The following is a 15208-nucleotide window of genomic DNA, read 5'->3' as shown; positions in this document are numbered from 1 at the left end:
TTATACTTCCGTTTGTTTATAAATGAGTTCTCTACTCACTCCGCCACTGATAATGAGATACAATGCGATCATATAGAGTGCAAAAATCCAGGTAGACGCATTTGAAATGCCTGTAGTGAAGTGACCATAAAGTAGACCTGCATCGGCAAGGACACAAAAAATTACGCCGGCGAGAACCATTCTGAAACTCTGTGTATTTACACGCCGGTTGCGGAATAATGCCATCATTAGTAATAATGATACAATAAAAATATAGACGATGACAGGAAGTCTGTAAGCTCCAAGATGAGATCGGATCTGCAGGTAGAAGAGCGAGAAAACTATGGCACTGGAACCAATAGCCCATTTTGCTCCTTTTTTATCAAGCTCTTGGGCTGATTTAAAATCGAGGTAAAACGCGCTGATAAAATAAAGATGAGCGATAAGGAAACTAAAGAGTGCCCCAAGATAAAGGGATGTATTTGTTCCGGCATACCTGAAAAGTATGTCTGCGAGAAAACTTAGGATAAGTCCTTTGAGCAAACGTTTATGAAAACGCCCTTTAAGACCGGCGCATTGCTGCAGATATAACATGAGATATAGATACACCAAAGGGTGCAGCAATACCAGCAGGTTATTCCAGCCTGAAATTCCAGCAAGGAGTGCAAGCGAAAAAATCAGTGCATACCCCAGACTGTAAACGGTTTTTTTGTCCATTGAAATAGAAACCTGCTATCAATACAATTGCGTTGAATAAGAACCAGGATGATTGAGATCACCTGGTTCTCTATATTAAATTTTAATTCAATGCAATAAAAAAAAAAGCTAATTAGTAGCTTCTTTCTCTGTTGTTGTTGTTACGTTTAAAACCACCACCAGCGTTTCCACCTGTATTTGGTTTTTCCTGCGCTTCAGCAACTTTGATACGGTTACCATTGTAATCACCACCGTTCATTCTTTTAATCGCTTCTTTAGCTTCTTCCTCAACCGGCATCTCAACGAAACCGAATCCACGGCTTTGGCCTGTTTCACGATCTTTAATAATTCTAAGTGATTTTACTTGACCGAAATCACCAAATACGGCTGTTAATTCATCTTCCCCAACTTCTAAAGGAAGGCCTGTAATAAATATCTTCATTAATGTCTAAAAATTTCCTCAAATGTACAAAAACCATACCGTTTATTTGCAATCATAATGTAAGTAAATGCATCATAAAACGGTACCTTCAGGCATTTTTATAGTTTTTTCCATACAATACTCCCGCTCATCAAAACTCCATTCCATGTTTAACAGCCAAGTGCCATCTGGAACATCGTGAACGGGAATAGTTAATAAACCGGTTTCATCACTACGAATGAACTGTATCGCGTACCTGTGTTCTTTATTCGAGGTACAACTAAGGAAGACTTTGACAGCCACAGGGTGGTCAAAATAAAAGGTGAGGGTTTTCATTATACATTGATTTTAAGTCTAAATACCTGCTTATCAGCACAACAAGTTCCAGGCGTCAATGTTTCAAAAATTATCCTCTCCCAGCCAGTTTGATCATTTTTGAAGACAATTCCGGTCCAAGATAACGGTCGATGATACCATGGACGAAGTAAAGTAGCGGAGTCATCAAAATAGCAATTAGAAATTTATAAGCATAATTAACTAATCCGATTGCTGCAACCATCTGCCAGCTCCAGTGATATTGAGGGTTTAAATAAAATGCGATGAAGATTACCACAAAACTATCTATCAGCTGCGATGCAAGTGTGGACCCGGTAGCCCTGAGCCACAAATATTTCTCGCCGGTAATTTTTTTAATCTGATGAAAGATCAGTACGTCGGCAAACTGTCCCACTAGAAATGCGGTAATTGAACCTGCAATAATCCACATTCCCTGACCGAAAATACCGGAGAAAGCATTATTCATGTTGAGATTTTGACCATTTATTTTCTGATTAACCCAAAAATCTGAAGACTGAAGATGCATAGCACCCCAGATTATCAAAAAAGCATACGCAATAAGCAGCGCGGTTAAAACAGATAAAAAGCGGACCTGTTTGAGCCCGAAGTACTCATTAATAATATCTGTCATGATGAAAATAAGCGGCCATGTCAACACGCCTGCTGACATATTAAATGATAAATTCGGTACACCAAGTAAATTAATATTGAATCGACTGATTCCCAATGATCCCTCTACACTGAAGATCTTAACGCCAATGAATTCTGCCAGTACCGTGTTGGCAACAAAAAAACATCCTAGAATCAGCAGCAATCTGCTCTCTTTCGATTTAAAAGTCATTATATGTTTTGAGATCATTAAATTAATCTTATTCTCTCCCAAACTGAAATATTTTATAATTTCGCCGGAACATGATAGCAACATACTCTAAACTTCCGGGAACATCTGATAGTATATTCACTGTAATGTCCCAGTTAGCAACAGAACATCAGGCAATTAACCTCTCGCAAGGATTTCCTGATTATGAATGTGATCCAAAATTGATCAATTTTGTTGCACAGGCTATGCAAAACGGACATAATCAATATGCACCAATGACCGGGGCGCCCGCACTAAGGGAATGGGTAGCAGAAAAAGTCAATACATTATATGGTTCAGATTACCATGCCGATAAGGAAGTGACAATTACAGCGGGTGGAACAGAAGCAATTTTCAGTACGTTATCTGCCTGCATTAACGCTGGTGATGAGGTTATAATTTTTGAACCAGCCTATGATAGCTATGCGCCAACCGTCAGGATGCTGGGTGGGCTAGTCAAATCTTATGAAATGGCACCCCCGGAATATGATATCGATTGGGAAATGGTTAAAAAACTATTTACTGCCAGCACCAAAATGATTATTCTGAACAGTCCACATAATCCGACCGGTAAGATTCTGACTGAAACGGATATCCAGGCGTTAATTAAACTGACTAAAAACACAGATGTTCTAATTCTAAGCGATGAGGTCTATGAGCACCTGATCTATGACGGGGAGCAGCACAGATCGCTGGCGATATATCCTGAATTACGCGAACGGGCCATTATTATTGCCTCTTTCGGCAAGTTACTTCATGCTACTGGCTGGAAAACAGGCTACTGCCTCGCTCCTGAGTATCTCATGAAAGAATTCAGAAAAGTCCATCAGTTTAATGTTTTTAGCGTGAATACCCCAATGCAGATTGGCATTGCCAACTATTTAAAAAATCCAGAAACATATCTGAATCTAAGTAGCTTCTTTCAGCAGAAACGTGATTTGTTCCGCTCCTTGCTCGCAGAAACCAAGTTTAAATTACTACCTTGTAAAGGTTCTTATTTCCAATGTGTAAGTTATGAACATTTCAGCGAAGAAGACGACACGGTGATGGCTAAACGCCTGATCACAGATTTCGGGGTAGCTTCAATACCCGTATCGGCCTTTTACACCAGAAATACTGATCACCGTGTACTGCGCTTTTGTTTTGCAAAGAAACAAGATACGCTCGAAAAATCCGTTGAAAGACTAATGAAATTATAAACTGGCTCCAATATAATAGCACCTATTTGATCATCCTATGGAAAGTCCAAAATATCTCAGTATCAATAATTTAAAGATCACCATATTTCAGGCTTATCTATTCTGGGAAAATATCGATAAAAACCTGCAGAATATTGGCCTGCGCCTCTCTATGGGGGTCAAAGAAAAGACAGATCTGATAGTTCTGCCAGAAATGTTTAATACAGGTTTTAGCATGAACGCATCTGCCCTGGCTGAAGAAATGGGCGGTAAAACAATGCGCTGGATGGCTGAAGCTGCTAAAAAATACGACTGTGTTATTACCGGAAGCCTGATTATCCATGAAAACAATAACTTTTATAACCGGATGATCTGGATGCTTCCTGACGGCACACATGAGCATTATGACAAACAACACCTGTTCGGTATGGGAGAAGAAGACAAAACCTATACTGCGGGTACAAAACGAGTTACTGTTGAACTTAAGGGCTGGAAGATAAGATTAGCAATCTGTTATGACCTCAGGTTCCCTGTATTTCTCCGGAATAAAGAAGAAGAGGCTTATGATATTTTACTCATCATTGCCAGTTGGCCTGATAAACGTATTTCGCATTGGAAAACACTGATACCTGCAAGAGCCATTGAGAATCAAAGTTACGTGGTAGCAGTGAATAGAGTTGGCCACGACGGCAACGAAGTCTATCACAGCGGGCACTCTATGTGTATCGAAGCCTATGGGAATACTATTTACTACAAACCTGAGGATGAAGATCTTTATACTTTCGGTATCAGTTACGAAGAACTCATAAAAGTACGCAGAAGTTTCCCGTTTCTAAAAGACGGTGACAACTTCAGCTTAAGTTAAGAATCGTAACTTCATAATAATGCATTGAATCCGGCTAACATCCGGATTTTTTTTGTTCCTGCATACAGCATCATAAAAAATTTGCATTTTGCTTCTTCTAAACAAACCCTATGCTTAACCGAAGAAAATTTTTACAATATACTGCTTTCACCTCCGCCATGCTAAGCGTAAAAAACAGTGCCGCGGCAGCTCTTTTACCAACCAAATCCACTCTTGTAGCTAACCTTCCTGTCGTTATTTCCACCTGGGATTTCGGTATTGCGGCCAACCAAGCTGCATGGAAAATACTTTCAATTGGCGGACGGGCGCTGGATGCAGTGGAGCAAGGTGTGTGGGTACCCGAAGCAGACGTAAAAAACCAAACTGTAGGTTATGGCGGCCTACCTGACCGTGACGGGAGAGTCACATTGGATGCCTGTATTATGGATGAATTCGGAAACTGCGGTTCAGTCGCAGCGCTGGAACATATCATGCACCCGATTTCTGTAGCCAGAAAAGTAATGGAAAACACACCTCACGTAATGCTGGCGGGAGATGGAGCTTTGCAATTTGCATTGGAAAATGGTTTTAAAAAAATCAACCTATTAACCCCGGAAGCAGAAAAAGCATGGAAAGAGTGGCTCGTTACTGCAAAATACAGCCCCGTCATGAATATTGAAAATAAGTCTTACGGCAAGGCCGCACCGCAACGATTACCAGGCAATCAATATAATCACGATACAATCGGTATGCTTGCGCTGGATGCAAAAGGCAATTTATCGGGGGCTTGCACTACAAGTGGGATGGCTTATAAATTACATGGTCGTATCGGTGACAGCCCTATTATCGGAGCCGGTCTTTTTGTAGATAACGAAATCGGTGGGGCAACTTCAACTGGTGTCGGAGAAGAAGTGATACGGAATGTAGGCAGCTTTCTGGTGGTAGAGCTAATGCGTCAGGGTTATCCGCCGGAAGAAGCCTGTAAAGAAGCCGTTATGCGTATCATTAAAAAGAAACCGCAGACGGCTAAAGAAATACAGGTTGGGTTTCTGGCTCTCAATAAGAAAGGGGAATATGGAGCCTACGCTATCCAAAAGGGATTTAGCTTCGCGGTATGCAACCAGCAAAAACAGGATATATTAATCCCAGGAAAAAGTTATTACTAAACCGACATTTATGGAAAACAGGAACGTACAAATGGAAGTTTGTGCAAACGGCGTACACTCTGCGCTGATGGCCCAACAAGGTGGCGCAATCCGTGTGGAACTCTGTGCAAGCCTCACAGAAGGCGGTACAACGCCCTCCTATGGTGAAATTGCAGCCGCTGCAAAATATCTTGACATAGACGTATACCCTATTATCCGTCCCAGAGGTGGTGACTTTCTTTATTCAGAACTGGAATTTGAAATTATGAAGTCTGATATAATCAACTGCAGAGCATTAAACTGTGCGGGGATTGTAACTGGAATATTAACAGCAAAAGGAGATGTCGATAAAAAACGTTGCGCAGAATTGATTGAACTGGCGGGTCCTATGAAAATGGCATTTCACAGAGCTTTTGATATGACAAGGAACATGGAGCAGGCCCTGGAAGATTTAATAGAGCTAGGTTTTATACGTGTATTGACTTCCGGAGGCAAGGCTTCGGCAGATGATGGTTCGGATCGACTTAAAACATTGAATGCACAGGCTGCAGGCCGCATTTCCATAATGCCTGGAGCTGGTATCAACTCAGACAACATCAGGGGTATAATAGAAAAAACAGGTGCAAGAGAGTTCCATGCCTCCGCTCGCGGAAATACTGTCAGTCAGATGCAGTTCAGAAATACTGCACTCCAAATGGGAGGTCCTGCAGATGAATACAGCGGGTCTATGACCGACCCCCAGCTAGTCGAAAAATTACTCGAACTGGCAAACCATACGAAATAATCAAGCTAATATTCTATATTTGCGGCACTGATGAAGCACATACGTAATTTCTGCATAATTGCACATATTGACCACGGTAAGAGCACTTTGGCCGACCGTTTATTAGAATATACTAATACAATCACCCAACGGGAATCACAGGCCCAGTTACTGGATGACATGGATTTAGAGAGAGAAAGAGGCATAACAATCAAAAGCCATGCTATCCAGATGGACTATGTGGAAGATGGACAACCTTATATCCTCAACCTAATTGACACCCCGGGACACGTCGATTTTTCTTATGAAGTTTCCCGTTCAATTGCTGCCTGCGAAGGTGCATTATTGATCGTAGATGCTTCTCAAGGTATTCAGGCGCAAACTATTTCAAATCTTTATCTTGCATTAGAACACGATCTGGAAATTATTCCAATCCTGAACAAAATGGATTTGCCAGGCGCAATGCCGGAGGAGGTTAAAGACCAGATTATCGAATTGATTGGCTGTAAACGCGAAGATATCATACCTGCATCCGGTAAGACAGGTCAGGGTGTTCATGATATTTTGAAAGCAATTGTAGCCAGGGTTCCAGCACCAAAAGGAAATCCTGAAGGAGAATTACAGGCGCTAATCTTTGATTCGCAGTTTAATTCGTTCCGCGGTATTGTCGCTTATTTTAAAGTATTAAACGGTGAAATCCGTAAAGGCGATAAAGTTAAATTTGTGGCAACTGCAAAAGAATATATTGCTGAAGAAGTAGGTACACTTAAGTTAAAACAAACTCCAAAAGATGTCATCAAAACCGGTGACGTGGGATATATAATTTCGGGTATTAAAGAAGCTCGTGAAGTAAAAGTCGGAGATACGATTACCCATAAAGACCGTCCAAGCTCAGAACCTATCAAAGGTTTTGAAGAGGTTAAACCAATGGTATTTGCCGGTATTTATCCAGTAGATACGGATGAATTCGAAGAACTCAGGGAAGCGATGCACAAACTGCAGCTAAACGATGCTTCGATCGTATTTGAACCGGAATCTTCAGCTGCTCTGGGTTTTGGTTTCCGTTGTGGATTCCTTGGAATGCTGCACATGGAAATTATCCAGGAACGTCTTGAGCGCGAGTTTGATATGACAGTAATTACTACTGTACCCAACGTATCTTACCAGGCTATGACCACCAAAAATGAGTTGATCGTGGTTAATAACCCTTCTGACCTGCCTGATCCAAGTAAACTTGAGTATGTAGAAGAGCCTTATATCAAAGCGAACATCATAACAAAATCTGAATTCGTCGGTCCTGTGATGTCGCTTTGTATTCAGAAAAGAGGTATTATTGTGAACCAGAGTTATCTTACTTCAGATCGCGTGGAGCTGGTTTTTGAAATTCCAATGGGAGAAATCGTATTCGATTTCTATGACAGGTTAAAAACTATCTCTAAAGGTTACGCATCTTTTGACTACCACCAGATTGGTTACCGTAAATCTGATTTAGTCAGACTGGACATTCTTTTAAATGCTGAACCTGTAGATGCACTTTCTTCCTTAATTCACCGTAGTAATTCTTATGATTTCGGTAAAAGAATTTGCGAGAAATTAAGAGAACTGATTCCCCGCCAACAGTTTGAGATAATCATTCAAGCTTCCATTGGTGCAAAAATCATTGCCCGTGAGACAGTTAAAGCTTTACGTAAAGATGTAACGGCTAAATGTTATGGTGGTGATATTTCCCGTAAACGTAAATTACTTGAAAAACAGAAAAAAGGTAAAAAACGTATGCGTCAGGTTGGTAATGTGGAAATCCCGCAAACTGCATTTATGGCAGTACTTAAATTAGATTAATTTTTCAAAAATATATTAAAGCTTAGATATGCAGTTACTGGACGGAAAATTCGCATCGGAAAAGATTAAAGAGGAAATAGCAGTAGAAGCTGCTGAATTTCTTGAAAGTACCGGCAGACAGCCGCATTTGATGGCAATTCTAGTTGGTAACGATGGCGGCAGTGAAACATATGTAGCCAGTAAGATGAAGAATTGTGCCAAAGTGGGTTTTAAATCTTCTCTCGTTCATTTCGATAATACAGTTACTGAAGCCGAATTGCTGGCGAAAGTAGAAGAAATCAATCAGGATGAGTCTATAGACGGTCTGATAGTTCAACTACCACTTCCAGCACATATCGACCCAGAAAAAGTAACCGCGGCTATCGATTATAGAAAAGATGTAGATGGCTTTCACCCGGTTAACCTTGGGCGCATGATGCGTAATCTTCCATGCTTTATTCCCGCAACTCCTTACGGCATTCTATTATTGTTACAGGCTTATGGAATTGATACTGCAGGAAAACATTGCGTAGTTGTAGGACGTAGCAATATAGTTGGAAGCCCGATGAGTATATTGATGGCCAGAAACGCAAATCCAGGCAATTGTACGGTTACGCTGACGCATAGTAAAACTACCAATCTCAAAGAGATTGCTTTGCAGGGTGATATCATTATCGCAGCAATTGGCAGGAAGAATTTTGTTACTGCCGATATGGTTAAACCTGGTGCGATCATTATCGATGTTGGTATTAACAGAGAAACTTCTGAAACGACTAAGTCAGGTTTTAAATTATTTGGCGATGTTGATTTTGAAAATGTAGCTCCAAAAGCTTCCTGGATTACACCAGTACCGGGTGGCGTAGGCTTAATGACTATAGTCGGGCTATTAAAGAACACCTTGGCTTCGGCGAGAAAAGAAATCTATCAATAAAAAGTTTTTTCAATATATATAAAAGCCCCGTATACGGGGCTTTTATATACTTATTTACATTGGAATCTAAACACGCTATTTGTGTGTTTGTTGCGCCTGAGTACCGATATACCGGTCACCTACAATTTTCACTTTAGACAACTTATTAGTAATTTCCTGCAATTCCTGTGCGTCGAACTTGAAGTCGGCAGCCCACATATTTTCCTGTAAATGCGCCAGCTTAGTAGTCCCGGGAATCGGTACAATAAATGGTTTTTGTGCCAATAACCATGCTAGTGCCACCTGCGCTACTGTCAGCCCGCATTGATCACCAAATTCTTTTAAAATATCTATTAAAGGCCAGTTAGCTATAATAGCTTCAGGTTGATATCTAGGCAGTGATGCTCTATTATCATTACTTGCTATATATGTCGTACGCTCGTTGATATATCCGGTTATCAGGCCACGGCTTAGCGGACTATATGGAACAAAGCCGATACCAAGTTCTTCACAGACTTTTATGACATCATATTCAGGTTGGCGGGTTACCAGAGAATATTCACTTTGTAGCGCTGTTATTGGTTGGACAGCATGTGCCTTTCGAATAGTTTCGCTGTTAGCTTCGCTCATCCCGAAATGCATTACTTTGCCTTCGCTTATCAAGTCTTTTACAGTTCCGGCGACGTCTTCAATAGGAATATTTGGATCAACTCGGTGCTGATAAAGCAGATCAATGTAATCTGTATTCAGTCTTTTAAGTGATTGCTCGACGACTTTTCTGATATTCTGCGGGCGGCTGTCCAGTCCTAATGTTGTCTTACCTTCTTTAAATCCGAATTTGGTAGCCAGAACAATCTCCTTCCTGAAAGGCCGCAGTGCTTCGCCAACCAGCTCCTCGTTAACTAAAGGACCATACGCTTCTGCAGTGTCAAAAAAGCTAACTCCAAGATCCTTTGCGCGACGAATTAAAGCTATCATCACCTTTTTATCGGGAATAAAACTACGGTGGTAACTCATTCCCATACACCCCAGGCCCAGCGAAGAGACTTCCAAACTATTTTTTCCTGATCCCAATATTCTTTTTCCGGGGGAGGGAGAGTTAAATGAAGTCGTAGTAATCGGGGCCCCACTTGCTAATGTAGGTCCTGCAATTAATATTGCTCCAAGAGTTATTCCATTTTTCAGGAAGTTCCGCCGGTCTGACGATGGGGAAATGTTTTGTCTGTTGCTGTCTCTTACTTCCATGTCTGTCGATTGTTTTAATATTGATTACGATTTAAATTAAGCAAAGCGCTACAGCACCAATATTTTCATTTAACCGGTGCCATACCCAATGCGGAAACTTCCAGTCTGCTATTACTTAATTTTCTATATTTCATAACACTATCATTAATCCCGCACTAATACAAAGGTCAGGTCTACCTTGCAATTGATAATTATATGAATTACTGGAATGTATACCATTATTACTGATCGTATAGTAACAGTAAGCCTACAATCCCAGATATGCTATATCTGAAGAGATAAAAAATAATGACATGGAGAAGGTTTCAATGATCAACACGATCGCCCAATAAAGCGCATTAAATAATAATAAAACGCTGTATCCACTGGTCAGTTAAAACGCATAAAAAGGCCCCGCATGTTCTGGACGCGGGGCCTCTACAGTTAAAATACACCGATCTGTTCAGACCGCTAAACTTCTATTTAATCAGCAGGCCTGGAAAAAGGCTCCCTTCTGTATCACGTAAATCAAGTTGGAGTAAATTCGAAATTAGGGGCGCAATATCCGTAAGCCCCATTTCAGGAACCACTACACCTTTCTTTATTCCTTTTCCGAAAACTACAAAACCAGTCTGAATCTCTTTAAAATCAGGAAAGAATCCGTGAGTACCGCCGGAAGCAGGGCGAAGCAGGTTGCCAACGGCATCATTACCGAAAGTGAAACCTTGATTTGGTGCGAGCGCAAGTACAGCGTTTGGATCGGCACCAACTTCATCCAAGGCAGCTCTATCCTTTATTTCGAACATATGACGTTGTGCTGCCGGAAGTTTACTCAACAATTGCTTAACCTGATCCAGCGTTTTCTGGTCATTTTTGTTCTTTAGATGAAGAAATGAAGAGCCGCCCGAAGCATGAAAATAGGCTTTCCAGTTCTCTTTGTACGCCGGGTCATATAGTCCTGCGGTAGTTAGCAATGTATTTGGCGAAATTGAAGTATGGATATCCACGAAGCCATGATCACCCGTAACAATCACAGTTGTATTATCCTTAATCCCGGCTTTGTCGATTGCTTCAAGAATAGTTTTAATCCGGCTATCTGCACCCGCAACGGCTGCCCTGACTTTATCACCATCTCGGCCCTGTTCATGTTCAAAGTGGTCAACTGCAACAAGGTGTACTGCCAGGAACGATGGTTTATACTTCCTGATCACATAACTGCTCATTCTCGCTAGGTTCTCATCAATACTCAAATAGTCTCCGTCAAAATCAACTTCGTCGAGTCTACCAACTGCATTTTGCTCAAGCTCTTCATAAAATCCCTGAGGACTTGCATTTTCGCGCAATGCTTTGATCATGTTTCTGACACCGCCTTTTGTATCCGGTAAATACCAGTATTCGGGAATATTATAAGTTGCAGGCCCCCCAACCGATACCGGCCAGAAAATAGATGCAGTCTTTAGTCCTTTTGCTTTTGCCAAACTGAATATTGTAGGTACTTTAATATTCTCGTAAGACCAGTTCCATTTCCCGGTCACTCCTAGTGGTTCTGCCGGTGTATTATAATACACGCCATGTTTAATCGGCTTTACCCCGCTGATCATTGTTGTATGCGAAGGATAGGTTACAGAGGGAAAAACCCCTGTAACACCATCTGCATACGCGCCATTTTCCATAGCCTGCCTCAAATTCACCATCGACCAAGAAGCATCTTTATAGAACTCCGGACGCAGACCGTCGACACTAATTAGAATAACATGTGAATCTTGCGCTTTTATTGTGTGATAACTTAGTAAAGCCAGTGCAAAAACGAATATCTTTTTCATAACATACAGAAATTAAATGTGGAGCAGGCTTTTAGAATTAGAATGCATACCTTAAACCTAATTGGATCTGATAAGGATTTCCATTTAAGTTAGACACCCCTGTTCCTTTATTCACATTATATACGTATTCCTTTTTAGCAGCGTCAAAGCTTTTAATAGAGTACAAGTTCTGTTTCCCCAAATCACTTCCAACGCCCCAGTCTTTCTTCAGTAAATTAGCGAAATTGAAGATATCTACAGAAACTTCAAGTCCATGACTTTTCTCAATTTTAAAACGCTTCGCCAGACGAATGTCGAATACGCCATAAAAACCGTTTACGCCACCGTTACGTTCCGCAACCTTACCCAGATTGTTATTGATATAATCTTTTACACTCTGCTTTGCATCGGGGTTATCCAGAATTGACTGTATCCCTGCACGCAAATACTCCGGTGTTCTGGAATCAGCTGGATTATAAATATATGCAAGGTCATTAGAGGAAACAAAATCTCCATTCACGTTACCGCTCACAGCCATTGAATATCTTGTTCCTGAAATCCCGGAGAAACGTAAACCGAAAGTTACTCCCCATACACTTGGCGCTGTACCGTAGAATACAGCCTTATGACGGAACTGGTTATTTGCGTAGCTCATTTTACTCAAATCACGCGGATCGTCTAATACCATTTGATCTAAGGTTGCTGTATTAGCTACGTTACCGTTATACGATGTATTATCCTTTGAGTCATTCCAGGTGTAAGAGAACGATACCTGGCCATCTTTAAAATAACGGTAGGTACCGTCAACTACAACTGCATACTGATTCTTCTTACCGTCACTCACTAGCTCAAGTACACGGCCAACTTCATTAGTTTTACGGCCATTGATCCAGTTCGTCGCTCCATTCTTTGTATTAATACTGGATGCTGGTACATAGACTCCCCTGTTTGCTTCCGCCTCGATCGTAAAATAAGGTTTATCAACCATGTTACGATCTATGTACATATAGTTATTACGCGCCCAAGAAGCATAACCGCTGATACCAACCCTTAAACGGTCACTAAAAAAATGGTTATAAGAGAAGTTCGTTTTATAGATTTTCGGAACTTTAGCATCCGGACTGTTAGTGTTTATTGTAATTAGTTTTTCTACACCTTTGATATCAAATAATTCTGTTCCCGGAGCTGTAGAGGGGTCTTGCCTGTAACCAGGAAAATTAGGCGTAGGTACCAATGCACCCTGAATATCTACAGATGCCACTCTTGAACCATCAAACAACATATTGTTGATCATCGAATAAGGATTAAGATTCGATCCGAAAAGACCACCACCAAAACGGATGATATCTTTTTTCTGCTCATTGATATCCCATGTAAACTGAACTCTTGGCTGGAATTGTAATGTATTGATACTATTGTCTGTACGTATACCTAATTTGTCGTTTACTAACTGATTAAAGTTTGCTTTGTTTAGATATTGTGTATTGTCAAGACGAAGACCCGCCATCATATCCAGACCCGGGGCAAGTTTAGTTTCCATCTGTGCGTATAAGCCCGAACTGAGTGAATTAACGCGAGTACTAGGGTCATCTACAATATTGATCTCTCTGGCATAACGGTAAGGGGTAAGGTTGTTAAAGTTATCCATTCCGGTAAAATAGAAACGTCCGTTCATTTCACTGCCATATCGGGAATGCATTGTATTATACATCAGGTCGACACCGAAAGTGAAATTGATTTTTTCTGTGTTATAATATAAGTTGTTGACTAACTGTACCACGTTACTCTTGAACCACTCCGGCGCAAACCGCTGTCCGCCGAGTTGAATTGAATTGAAATAGGTATTTTCACCTGCGACAGATTCCACATTCTCAACAATTGCACGCGGTATACTTGCGGAAGGTAATTCTGAATTCGGTAATACTTCTACGTTCTCAAAAAAGTGCTGTAATTTCAATTCATTAGTCAACTTAGGACTCAATACTGAGCGTAGTGATGCCATTAAACTGTTATCTGTCTTTTTACGGTTAATATAAACTTCGTAAAGATTTATACCTGAGTTATCTCCTTCAGACTGATTATCCATTTCATGAACAAAGTTATCTCTGATAGTCAAGAGGTTTCTTGAATCCAACTGCCAATCTACCCTCGCAAATAGAGCGTCAGTACCTTTTTTCTTACCGAATGAACCAAATTGAGGATTGTTACTTAACCCGTATTTTGATCTTCCGATCTCCGAAAATTTATCAAGTGTCGCCTGCGTAACTTTATAAGCAGCTTCGTCTGCAGACGATTGAATATTAGCAATATTCAAAGGTCTTGAATCCGCCTGGTGATCCCATGCTACAAAAAAGTGAGCACGATCTTTAACAATTGGGCCACCCAGTGAAAACCCATATTGATAGGTAGAAAAATCCTGGGTTCTTTTATTACCCCTTAAATCATACGGGCTGGATAACTGATCATTACGCATAAAGGTGAAAGCACTTCCTGACAGCTGGTTCGTACCTGATTTTGTAACCGTACTGATTGTACCCCCACCCGCTCTGCCATTCGTCACATCATACTCATTTGTTACGACTTTAAATTCACGTATAGCTTCCATTGAAATAGAATATGCACTACCGGTAGATCCACCTGCAATCGTGCCTCTTGAAGTCATACCATCAATTGTGTAATTTGTCGAAGAGGCCAACTGACCGCCTAAACTGCTTCCATTACTCAAGGGAGAAAGATCAATTAATGAAGTAAAATTCCTACCGTTCACCGGGAGCTTCGCGATATCTTTCGCAGTTATCGGAGTAGAAGAACCCAAAGTTTTAACCGTATTCTTTAACGAATTTGCGACAACTTCTACAGCCTTCATTTCAGTAGCATTGCCTTCCATCTTGAAATTTATTTCTAACTGATCACCGAGGTTTAACGCATAACCGGTTTTCTTTTGTTCGCCATAACCGATGTAATTTACAGCAATAGAATAAGGTGATCCAAGAGGTAATTGCTTAATTATGAAATCCCCTTTTTCATTAGTCATCGTTCCGGTGGAGAAACCAGTAGATTCATTTTTAACTTTTACACTGGCGCCGATAAGCGGTTTGGAGTTTTCATCGAGCACTTTTCCAATAATAATAGCCTGGTTACCCTGCGCAAACAGACCTGTGCCGGTGCAGAAAAGGAGCATACAACAGGTCAAAAGTCTGGTAATTAATTTAGTCATCTTTGTTTTTAATTTG

The 15208-nt window shown here is 40.8% G+C and carries 13 protein-coding genes; 6 read left to right on the top strand and 7 right to left on the bottom strand.

Annotated elements, in window-relative coordinates:
- From BM192_RS10400 to BM192_RS10385, 4 genes are all read right to left on the bottom strand, one after another.
- Positions 1 to 696, bottom strand: a complete 696-nt coding sequence (locus BM192_RS10400) for a lysoplasmalogenase family protein (protein ID WP_037439926.1) — start codon at positions 694 to 696, stop codon at positions 1 to 3.
- Between the two features lie 112 nt (positions 697 to 808).
- On the bottom strand, positions 809 to 1117 hold the full coding sequence (locus BM192_RS10395) for an RNA recognition motif domain-containing protein (protein ID WP_037439924.1): 309 nt from the start codon (positions 1115 to 1117) through the stop codon (positions 809 to 811).
- Positions 1118 to 1189: 72 nt separating this feature from the next.
- On the bottom strand, positions 1190 to 1432 hold the full coding sequence (locus tag BM192_RS10390) for a hypothetical protein (RefSeq protein WP_037439922.1): 243 nt from the start codon (positions 1430 to 1432) through the stop codon (positions 1190 to 1192).
- Positions 1433 to 1502: 70 nt separating this feature from the next.
- Positions 1503 to 2273, bottom strand: coding sequence for a queuosine precursor transporter (locus tag BM192_RS10385; protein ID WP_074963992.1), 771 nt, complete (start codon positions 2271 to 2273; stop codon positions 1503 to 1505).
- Positions 2274 to 2344: 71 nt separating this feature from the next.
- Between BM192_RS10385 and BM192_RS10380 the strand changes: the two genes are divergently transcribed.
- From BM192_RS10380 to BM192_RS10355, 6 genes are all read left to right on the top strand, one after another.
- Positions 2345 to 3490 carry a methionine aminotransferase gene (locus tag BM192_RS10380; protein ID WP_037439920.1) on the top strand — a complete coding sequence of 382 codons (1146 nt, stop codon included), beginning with the start codon at positions 2345 to 2347 and terminating at the stop codon, positions 3488 to 3490.
- Between the two features lie 37 nt (positions 3491 to 3527).
- Positions 3528 to 4334: a nitrilase family protein gene (locus tag BM192_RS10375; RefSeq protein ID WP_037439918.1), complete on the top strand. Its 807-nt coding sequence runs from the start codon at positions 3528 to 3530 to the stop codon at positions 4332 to 4334.
- 110 nt (positions 4335 to 4444) lie between these two features.
- A complete protein-coding gene (locus BM192_RS10370) occupies positions 4445 to 5479 on the top strand; it encodes a glycosylasparaginase (protein ID WP_074963976.1) in 1035 nt (344 codons plus the stop codon).
- 10 nt (positions 5480 to 5489) lie between these two features.
- Positions 5490 to 6242, top strand: coding sequence for a copper homeostasis protein CutC (locus BM192_RS10365; protein ID WP_037439916.1), 753 nt, complete (start codon positions 5490 to 5492; stop codon positions 6240 to 6242).
- A gap of 30 nt (positions 6243 to 6272) precedes the next feature.
- Positions 6273 to 8060: a translation elongation factor 4 gene (gene lepA / locus BM192_RS10360; RefSeq protein ID WP_037439913.1), complete on the top strand. Its 1788-nt coding sequence runs from the start codon at positions 6273 to 6275 to the stop codon at positions 8058 to 8060.
- 28 nt (positions 8061 to 8088) lie between these two features.
- Positions 8089 to 8970, top strand: a complete 882-nt coding sequence (locus BM192_RS10355; protein ID WP_037439912.1) for a bifunctional 5,10-methylenetetrahydrofolate dehydrogenase/5,10-methenyltetrahydrofolate cyclohydrolase — start codon at positions 8089 to 8091, stop codon at positions 8968 to 8970.
- A 75-nt stretch (positions 8971 to 9045) separates the two neighbouring features.
- Here the strand turns inward: BM192_RS10355 and BM192_RS10350 are convergent, their stop codons facing one another.
- The 3 genes from BM192_RS10350 to BM192_RS10340 all read right to left on the bottom strand — a co-directional run bounded on the left by BM192_RS10350 (position 9046) and on the right by BM192_RS10340 (position 15192).
- Entirely contained in the window at positions 9046 to 10194 is a 1149-nt protein-coding gene (locus tag BM192_RS10350; protein WP_081857491.1) for an aldo/keto reductase, read from the bottom strand.
- A gap of 458 nt (positions 10195 to 10652) precedes the next feature.
- On the bottom strand, positions 10653 to 11996 hold the full coding sequence (locus tag BM192_RS10345; protein WP_037439909.1) for an alkaline phosphatase family protein: 1344 nt from the start codon (positions 11994 to 11996) through the stop codon (positions 10653 to 10655).
- A 37-nt stretch (positions 11997 to 12033) separates the two neighbouring features.
- The gene (locus BM192_RS10340) at positions 12034 to 15192 is read right to left on the bottom strand and encodes a TonB-dependent receptor (RefSeq protein ID WP_037439907.1); all 3159 of its coding nucleotides are present in this window, start codon (positions 15190 to 15192) and stop codon (positions 12034 to 12036) included.
- Positions 15193 to 15208 lie beyond the last annotated feature (16 nt).

Origin of the sequence: Pedobacter antarcticus, from assembly GCF_900112985.1 — a bacterium.
In the GTDB taxonomy this organism is placed as follows: Bacteria; Bacteroidota; Bacteroidia; order Sphingobacteriales; family Sphingobacteriaceae; genus Pedobacter; species Pedobacter antarcticus.
Note: the sequence above shows the minus strand (reverse complement) of the source record. Positions and strands in the feature narration are given on the sequence as shown.

Bases quoted from the DNA above. Each gene is read 5' to 3' on its own strand.
- BM192_RS10380 (WP_037439920.1), top strand. From the start codon at position 2,345: ATGATAGCAACATACTCTAAACTTCCGGGAACATCTGATAGTATATTC.
- BM192_RS10390 (WP_037439922.1), bottom strand. From the start codon at position 1,432: ATGAAAACCCTCACCTTTTATTTTGACCACCCTGTGGCTGTCAAAGTC.
- lepA (WP_037439913.1), top strand. From the start codon at position 6,273: ATGAAGCACATACGTAATTTCTGCATAATTGCACATATTGACCACGGT.
- BM192_RS10375 (WP_037439918.1), top strand. From the start codon at position 3,528: ATGGAAAGTCCAAAATATCTCAGTATCAATAATTTAAAGATCACCATA.
- BM192_RS10385 (WP_074963992.1), bottom strand. From the start codon at position 2,273: ATGACTTTTAAATCGAAAGAGAGCAGATTGCTGCTGATTCTAGGATGT.
- BM192_RS10340 (WP_037439907.1), bottom strand. From the start codon at position 15,192: ATGACTAAATTAATTACCAGACTTTTGACCTGTTGTATGCTCCTTTTC.
- BM192_RS10370 (WP_074963976.1), top strand. From the start codon at position 4,445: ATGCTTAACCGAAGAAAATTTTTACAATATACTGCTTTCACCTCCGCC.
- BM192_RS10400 (WP_037439926.1), bottom strand. From the start codon at position 696: ATGGACAAAAAAACCGTTTACAGTCTGGGGTATGCACTGATTTTTTCG.
- BM192_RS10345 (WP_037439909.1), bottom strand. From the start codon at position 11,996: ATGAAAAAGATATTCGTTTTTGCACTGGCTTTACTAAGTTATCACACA.
- BM192_RS10365 (WP_037439916.1), top strand. From the start codon at position 5,490: ATGGAAAACAGGAACGTACAAATGGAAGTTTGTGCAAACGGCGTACAC.
- BM192_RS10355 (WP_037439912.1), top strand. From the start codon at position 8,089: ATGCAGTTACTGGACGGAAAATTCGCATCGGAAAAGATTAAAGAGGAA.
- BM192_RS10350 (WP_081857491.1), bottom strand. From the start codon at position 10,194: ATGGAAGTAAGAGACAGCAACAGACAAAACATTTCCCCATCGTCAGAC.
- BM192_RS10395 (WP_037439924.1), bottom strand. From the start codon at position 1,117: ATGAAGATATTTATTACAGGCCTTCCTTTAGAAGTTGGGGAAGATGAA.